Below are 7,655 nucleotides of genomic sequence, written 5' to 3'. Positions count from 1 at the left end.
TGAGCTGGAGATATACCTCCCGCTCACGAGTCAGGCGACGACCGCCCCCTCCATGTCTGACCTTGCGGACCTCGAAGTCCATCGCATCCCCTGAGCTGGGGTGTTGCGACGACTACTAGAACTCAAGAACACCGGACGGGGCCCTTCTGTGGCGTGGCGAAGCAGTCGATCAGTGGTGGCCGTGGCCGCTCGTGATCTCCCGGTACTCCTCGGCGGTGGGCTTCGGGATCTGGGCGCCCTCGCCGTAATAGGCGTCGCTGAGCTTGGCGCGCAGCTTCTCGGAACCCTTCACCTTGCGCTCGACACCGTTCTCGTCGACCGTCGGGCCGATCTCGGCCGGCTGGTACTGCTCGTGTGCCGTGAGCGTGTACATCTGCTCCTGGCTGAGCGGCTCGTGCACCTCGATGAACTCACCGTGCGGCAGGCGCTTGATGATGCCCGACTCGCGGCCGTGCAGCACCTTCTCCTTGTCCCGGCGCTGCAGGCCGAGGCAGATGCGCTTGGTGACGATGAAGGCGAGGACCGGTCCGACGAAGAACCCGATCCGGACGAACCAGGTCACCGCGTTGATCGACAGATGGAAGTGGGTGGCGACGATGTCGTTGCCACCGCCGATCAGCATGATGATGTAGCCGGTGATCCACGCGACACCGACACCGGTGCGGGTCGGGGCGTTGCGCGGCCGGTCCAGGATGTGGTGCTCGCGCTTGTCCCCGGTGACCCACGACTCGATGAACGGGTAGAGGGCGATGATCGCGAGGAACAGGCCGAAGAGGACCAGCGGGATGAACACGCCCAGGACGAGCGTGTGACCCCAGAGGTTGATCTCCCAGCCCGGCATGGCCCGGACCAGACCCTCGGCGAAGCCCATGTACCAGTCGGGCTGTGCGCCCGTCGACACCTGGTCGGGCCGATAGGGGCCCAGGACCCAGATCGGGTTGACGGTCGCGATGCCGGCGATGGCCGTGATGACACCGAAGACCAGGAAGAAGAAGCCTCCGGCCTTGGCCGCGTAGACCGGCAGCAGCGGCATGCCGACGACGTTCTTGTTGGTGCGTCCGGGACCCGCGAACTGGGTGTGCTTGTGGTAGAAGACCAGGATCAGGTGGCCGACCACGAGCCCGAGCATGATGCCCGGCAGCAGCAGGATGTGGATCGAGTAGAACCGGGCGACGAAGTCGGTGCCCGGGAACTCCCCGCCGAACAGGAACATCGAGATGTACGTGCCCACGATCGGCACGGACAGGATCGCGCCCTGGGTGAAGCGGACACCGGTGCCGGAGAGCAGGTCGTCCGGGAGCGAGTAGCCGGTGAAGCCGGTGAACATGCCCAGGACGAACAGCAGGAAGCCGAACAGCCAGTTGATCTCACGCGGCTTGCGGAACGCGCCGGTGAAGAAGACGCGCATCATGTGCACGAACATGCCGGCGAGGAAGATGATCGCCGCCCAGTGGTGGATCTGCCGGATGAGCAGACCGCCGCGGACGTCGAAACTGATGTCCAGCGTGGAGGCGAACGCCTCCGACATCAGCTGCCCCTGGAGCGGGACGTAACTGCCGTGGTACTCCACCTCGTTCATCGACGGGTGGAAGAACAGCGTCAGGTACACACCCGTGAGGATGATGATGATGAAGCTGTAGAGGCAGATCTCACCCAGCATGAAGGACCAGTGGTCCGGGAAGATCTTGCGCATGTTGGCCTTGGCCAGGGAGTAGATCCCGAGGCGGCCGTCGGCCCAGTCGGCGACCCGCTCCCCCGCGGGCGCCTTGCGTCGTTCTTGTGCAGTGCTCATCCGCGCTCCCAGAAAGAAGGGCCGACGGGCTCTTCGAAGTCGCCGTGCGCCTCGAGGTAGCCCTCGTCGTTCACGCCGATGCGGAGCTGCGGCAAGGCGTGACCGGCGGGACCGAAGATCACTCGGGCACCGTCGGAGAGGTCGAAGGTGGACTGGTGGCAGGGGCAGAGCACGTGGTGCGTCTGCTGCTCGTACAGGGAGATCGGGCAACCGACGTGGGTGCAGATCTTCGAGTACGCGACGATGCCCTCGTGCGACCACTCGAGCTCGCGCTTGTCCTTGATGTCGTCCGGCTGGAGCCGGACGATCATCAGGGCGGCCTTGGCGATCTCGTTCTGGAATCCGTGGTCGTGCTCCTCCAGGCCCTCGGGCTTGGCGAAGGTCAGCGAACCGACCGCGACGTCGGACGGACGCAGCGGCTCGTTCGTGTTCATGTTGACGAGCAGCTTGCCCTTGGACCACAGCGTGTGGCGGAGCTTCGTGCCGGGCAGCGGACCGAGGTCGCGCAGCAGTACGACGCCGGAGAGCGGCACCAGCGTGAGCGCGCCGAGCATCGTGTTGCGGATCAGCTTGCGGCGGCCGAGCGCGGACTCCTTGGCGCCCTGGCTGAAGTCCGCGAAGACCTTCTCGCGGACCTCGGGCGTCGCCTCGATCGGGTGCCGCTCGTCGGCGACCTCCACGTCCGACATCAGGGTGCGGGCCCAGTGGACGGCGCCCGCGCCGATGCAGAACAGCGCGATGCCGAGCGTCATGCCGAGCGCGAAGTTCAGGGCGCTGATGTGGCCGAGCGGCCAGATGTAGACCGACTTGTCGACCGGGATCGCCACGAACGCGGCGATGAAGGCGACCGTGGCCAGCATCGACACCGTGAACATCAGGGCGACCGAGCGCTCCGAGCGCTTGGCGGCCCGCTCGTCGACGTCCTGGATCCGGTGCTCGTGGGGCGGCAGGCCCGGGTCGGCGAACGGGTGCTTGTCGTCCGCGACGCTCACCGCGCCGTGCCCGTGCTCGTCATGTCCTGCGGACTGCGCGGCAGGCAGGTTCTCTTCTGGAATGTCTTGGCTACTCATGACTTCTTGGCCTTTGCGGTCCGGGCGGCGACCCACACGGCGACGGCGATCAGACCGCCGAGACCGAAGATCCAGCCGAACAGGCCCTCGCTGACCGGCCCGAGGCCACCCAGTGCGAGGCCGCCGGGGCTCTCGGTCTTTTCGCTGTTGACCGCGTCGAGGTACGCGATGATGTCCTTCTTGTTCTTCTCCGACAGCGTGGTGTCGGGGAAGGACGGCATGTTCTGCGGGCCGGTCTGCATGGCCTCGTAGATGTGCTTCGGGGAGGCGCCCTCGAGGCTCGGCGCGTACTTGCCGTGCGTCAGCGCGCCGCCCTTGCCGGTGAAGTTGTGGCACTGCGCGCAGTTGTTGCGGAACAGCTCACCGCCCTTGGCGATGTCGGCGCCCTCGGGGCCGTACTGCTCCTCCGTCGGGATCGACGGACCGGCGCCCAGCGAGGCGATGTACGCCGCGAGCTGGTCGATCTCGGCCTGCGAGTAGATGTTCTTCTTCTCCGGGACCTGGGGGCCCTGGGAGGTGGCGGCCGGCATACGGCCGGTGGCCACCTGGAAGTCGACGGCCGCGGCGCCGACACCCACCAGGCTCGGCCCGTCGGAGGTGCCCTGACCGCCGGTGCCGTGGCAACTGGCGCAGCCGACGGCGTAGAGCTTCTTGCCCTCCTCGATGGTGAGGGACTGGGCGGTTTCGTCGGCCTGCGCCTTGTCCGCGGGTGCGAACACGGCGTACAGCCCCCCGGTGCATGCCAGCGCGAGGAGTAGGACGACGAGCGCCGCCAGCGGGTGGCGTCGTCGTGCGGAGAGCTTTTTCACGGATTACCCCGGTGTCAGGATCTTCTGCGTCGATGCTTCTGGGATGCGCGCTGCGTCGAGCACGCGCGGATGCGGGCCCTGCTACTTGATCATGTAGATCGTGGCGAAGAGACCGATCCAGACGACATCGACGAAGTGCCAGTAATAGGACACGACGATCGCGGCCGTCGCCTGCTCGTGGGTGAACCTCCGGGCCGCGTAGGTCCGGCCCAGGACCAGCAGGAAGGCGATGAGTCCGCCCGTCACATGCAGGCCGTGGAAGCCGGTGGTCAGGTAGAACACCGAGCCGTACGGGTCCGAGGACAGGGACAGGCCCGCCTCCTTGACCAGCTCTGTGTACTCGAGGACCTGACCGCCGATGAAGATCGCACCCATCACGAAGGTGACGATGAACCACATCCGCAGCTTCTTCACGTCACCGCGCTCGGCGGCGAAGACGCCGAGCTGGCAGGTGAGCGAGGAGAGCACCAGGATGGTGGTGTTCGCCGCCGAGAACGGGAAGTTGAGATGGCCGGCCATCTCCTTCCAGTGATCGGGACCCGTCACCGATCGCAGGGTGAAGTACATCGCGAAGAGGGCCGCGAAGAACATCAGCTCGGAACTCAGCCAGATGATGGTTCCGACGCTGGTGAGGTTCGGCCGGTTGACCGACGGGTGCGCGTGCCCGGTTTCTACTGTCGTTGCTGTCGCCACGACCGACATTATGTCGGTCGCTTATCCCGCCCTCACTCCGGGGGGTGCCGTTCGGAGTGTCTAAGCCGGTCGTACCGGTGTTGACGTGGGGTTCAAGGGAGTAGCATCCGGCCCAACGGGCCTGTCCTTACGACGCTGACGTCACGGAGGAACAATGCAGCCGACCGCCACGGTGCTGGTCTACAGCGACAACTCCAACACCCGGGAGCAGGTGCGGCTCGCCACGGGACGGAGGCCGGCTCCGGACGTTCCCGTGGTGGAGTTCGTGGAGTGTGCGACTCCCGCCGCGGTGCTCACGGAGCTGGACCGGGGTGGGATCGACGTCTGTGTACTGGACGGCGAGGCCGTACCGATGGGAGGCATGGGGCTCTGCCGGCAGATCAAGGACGAGGTGTTCGACTGCCCGCCGGTGCTGTTGCTGATCGGGCGGCCCCAGGACGCGTGGCTGGCGACCTGGAGCCGGGCGGAGGCGGCGGTGACCCTGCCGGTGGAGCCGGTGGAGTTCGCCTCCGCGCTGGCTTCGCTGTTGCGGGACAAGGCGGCTTTGAACGCCTAGGGGCTCGGGGGCACCTGTTGTCTCGCGTGTGCGGGTGGTCTGTGGCTTGTCGCGCCCGCGCGGCGGAGCCGCATGTCGACACGGCCCCGCGCCCCTGAGGGACGTGCCCCTGAGGGCGTCTAGACGCTCTGCGGCCTCAGGCGGGCCCTGTCGGCCTGTGTGGGGCCGTCCGGGGTGCCGCCCACGAGGGCGCTGCCGGTGCGCCACTTCGCCCAGTCGAGGTTCCAGTCGCCGAAGCCGTTGCCGAAGGGGGCCATCGTGTCGCCGCCGGAGTTCACGACCTCGACGATGTCGCCCTCGCGGACGGTGTCGTAGAACCAGGCGGCGTTCTCGTTGCTCATGCCGGTGCAGCCGTGGCTGACGTTGGCGTAGCCCTGGGAGCCGACGGACCAGGGGGCGGCGTGGACGTACTCGCCGCTGTTGGTGACCCGGACCGAGTGGTGCACGATCAGGTCGTAGAAGTCCGCGGCGCCGATGCTGGCGCTGGTCATGCGGACGGTGCCCTCCTTGGCCAGGACGACCTTGACGCCGTTGCGGGTGTCGTAGCCGGGCATACCCGTGGTGACCGGTATCTCCCGGACGATCTCGTCGTTCTTGTAGACGGTCATCCGGTGGGCGGCGGCGTCCGTGACGGCGATGAGCTTGTCCGCGGTGCTGAAGGTCAGCGGCTTGGCCTTGCCGCCCCACATCCGGTCGCCGATCTTGATGCCCTGCAGGTTGCTGCGCACCTGGACGGTCGCCCGGGCGGGCCAGTAGTCCTTCGGGCGGTAGTGGAGCTTCTTGTCGTCCACCCAGTGCCAGGCCCCCTCGGTGGAGGGCGTCGAGGAGACCTTGAGAGCGCGTTCCACGACGGCCCGCTGGGCCTTGTCCTTGACGGGCCGGCTCAGCTCGGCCGTGACGGGCTGGCCGACGCCGTAGGTCCCCGTCTTGGGTCCGAAGGTGACGTCCAGGCGCTTCTTGGTGGTGGGCTTGCCGGTGTCGAAGGTCACGACCTTGCGGCCGGGCGCCCCGTCCTCGTCCTCGGTGCTCACACGGACCGTGTAGCTGGCGTTTGCGGCCAGCGGGGAGGTGCTGTGCCAGCGACTGCCGTCGGCGGCGAGTTCGCCCGCCACGTAGCGTCCTGAGGCGTCGTGGGCCGTGACGTCCGTGATGCGCCCGTCGGAGTCCTCGACGACTTCCAGGGGCTTGTCCGGGTCGGCCTTCTCACGGCTTTCCGAGGGGGCGTTGAAGGAGACCTGGTCCGCCGCGTCGTAGGGGCGGGCGGCCAGCGGGTTGCCGTCCGAGCCGCAGGCGGTGACGCCCGCACAGAGGGCGATCACCAGCAGCGTGCCGACGACGGTGCGGGGGCGGGATATCGCTGTGTGGCTCATGAGCTCACGCTAGGAAGCGGCGTCAACAGCGGCACGCCGAGCGACTCGTACGAGTGACACGCATTGCGGCAAAAGCAGGAGCCCGGACGCTCCTCTTGGAGTGTCCGGGCCCCTGAAGCGCTCGGCTCGTGTTACTGGGTCTGGTTCTCACCGCGGTAGTACTCGAACACCCAGCCCCAGACGCCGATCAGGATGATCGGCAGCGAGAAGTACATCAGCCACCAGCCGATCGCGATCGACAGGAAGGCGAGGGCGCCGCCGATGGCCAGGGAGAGCGGCTGCCAGCTGTGCGGGCTGAAGAACCCGACCTCGCCGGCGTCGTCCGCGACGTCCGCCTCCTTGTTGTCCTGTGCGCCCACGTCGACCCGCTTGGCCGTGAAGCCGAGGTAGAAGCCGATCATGATGCACAGGCCGAAGGCCAGGAAGAGGGCCGTGGTGCCGGCCGGTTCCTTCGACCAGAAGCCGTAGACGACCGCCATGACGAGCACGAAGACGCTCAGCCACATGAACATCTTGCCCTGGATCTTCACTTGCCGGCCTCCTTGCCGCCAGCGAGGGTCTTCTCGCCGTGACCGACGTTCTCGAGCTGGTCGAGGGCGGCGATCTCCGGGTGGTGCAGGTCGAACGCCGGGGATTCGCTGCGGATCCGCGGCATGGTGATGAAGTTGTGCCGCGGCGGCGGGCAGGAGGTCGCCCACTCCAGGGAGCGGCCGTAGCCCCACGGGTCGTCGACCTCGACCGGCTTGCCGTACTTGGCCGTCTTCCACACGTTGTAGAAGAACGGCAGGATCGACATGCCGAGCAGGAACGAGCTGATCGTCGAGATCGTGTTCAGGGCGGTGAAGCCGTCGGCCGCCAGATAGTCGGCGTAACGACGCGGCATGCCCTCGGCGCCCAGCCAGTGCTGGACCAGGAACGTGCCGTGGAAGCCGATGAACAGCGTCCAGAACGTGATCTTGCCGAGGCGCTCGTCCAGCATCTTGCCGGTCCACTTCGGCCACCAGAAGTGGAAGCCGGAGAACATCGCGAACACCACGGTGCCGAAGACGACGTAGTGGAAGTGCGCCACCACGAAGTACGAGTCGGACACGTGGAAGTCCATCGGCGGCGAGGCCAGGATGACACCGGTCAGACCACCGAAGGTGAAGGTGATCAGGAAGCCGGTCGCCCAGAGCATCGGTGTCTCGAAGGACAGCGAGCCCTTCCACATCGTGCCGATCCAGTTGAAGAACTTCACACCGGTCGGGACGGCGATGAGGAACGTCATGAAGGAGAAGAACGGCAGCAGCACACCGCCGGTGACGTACATGTGGTGGGCCCACACCGTCACGGACAGACCCGCGATCGCGATGGTCGCGCCGATCA

The 7,655-nt window shown here is 66.9% G+C and carries 8 protein-coding genes; 1 reads left to right on the top strand and 7 read right to left on the bottom strand.

All coding sequences use genetic code 11. The features are described 5' to 3' along the window. Positions 1-169 precede the first annotated feature (169 nt). From qcrB to ctaE, 4 genes are all read right to left on the bottom strand, one after another. Positions 170-1,792, bottom strand: a complete 1,623-nt coding sequence (gene qcrB, locus C1J00_RS34200; RefSeq protein ID WP_102912851.1) for a cytochrome bc1 complex cytochrome b subunit — start codon at positions 1,790-1,792, stop codon at positions 170-172. Next, positions 1,789-2,862: a cytochrome bc1 complex Rieske iron-sulfur subunit gene (gene qcrA, locus C1J00_RS34195; RefSeq protein WP_102912850.1), complete on the bottom strand. Its 1,074-nt coding sequence runs from the start codon at positions 2,860-2,862 to the stop codon at positions 1,789-1,791. The genes qcrB and qcrA overlap by 4 nt, the downstream gene beginning before the upstream one ends. Further along, complete coding sequence (qcrC, locus tag C1J00_RS34190) at positions 2,859-3,671, bottom strand: cytochrome bc1 complex diheme cytochrome c subunit (RefSeq protein WP_102912849.1); 813 nt, start codon at positions 3,669-3,671, stop codon at positions 2,859-2,861. The genes qcrA and qcrC overlap by 4 nt, the downstream gene beginning before the upstream one ends. 81 nt (positions 3,672-3,752) lie before the next feature. Beyond that, on the bottom strand, positions 3,753-4,373 hold the full coding sequence (gene ctaE, locus C1J00_RS34185; RefSeq protein WP_102912848.1) for an aa3-type cytochrome oxidase subunit III: 621 nt from the start codon (positions 4,371-4,373) through the stop codon (positions 3,753-3,755). Positions 4,374-4,518: 145 nt separating this feature from the next. Between ctaE and C1J00_RS34180 the strand changes: the two genes are divergently transcribed. Next, positions 4,519-4,920 (top strand): response regulator, encoded by a 402-nt coding sequence (locus C1J00_RS34180; protein ID WP_102912847.1) that lies wholly within the window; start codon positions 4,519-4,521, stop codon positions 4,918-4,920. Positions 4,921-5,039: 119 nt separating this feature from the next. Here C1J00_RS34180 and C1J00_RS34175 read toward each other — a convergent pair whose 3' ends face one another. From C1J00_RS34175 to C1J00_RS34165, 3 genes are all read right to left on the bottom strand, one after another. Then, positions 5,040-6,290, bottom strand: coding sequence for a L,D-transpeptidase (locus tag C1J00_RS34175; RefSeq protein WP_102912846.1), 1,251 nt, complete (start codon positions 6,288-6,290; stop codon positions 5,040-5,042). A 131-nt stretch (positions 6,291-6,421) separates the two neighbouring features. Continuing rightward, on the bottom strand, positions 6,422-6,820 hold the full coding sequence (locus tag C1J00_RS34170; protein WP_102912845.1) for a cytochrome c oxidase subunit 4: 399 nt from the start codon (positions 6,818-6,820) through the stop codon (positions 6,422-6,424). Continuing rightward, positions 6,817-7,655 (bottom strand): cytochrome c oxidase subunit I (locus tag C1J00_RS34165; RefSeq protein WP_180989793.1); only part of this gene is annotated, 839 nt, incomplete at its 5' end. The genes C1J00_RS34165 and C1J00_RS34170, both read right to left, overlap by 4 nt.

Source organism: Streptomyces cahuitamycinicus (assembly GCF_002891435.1).
Taxonomy (GTDB): domain Bacteria; phylum Actinomycetota; class Actinomycetes; order Streptomycetales; family Streptomycetaceae; genus Streptomyces; species Streptomyces cahuitamycinicus.
Note: the sequence above shows the minus strand (reverse complement) of the source record. Positions and strands in the feature narration are given on the sequence as shown.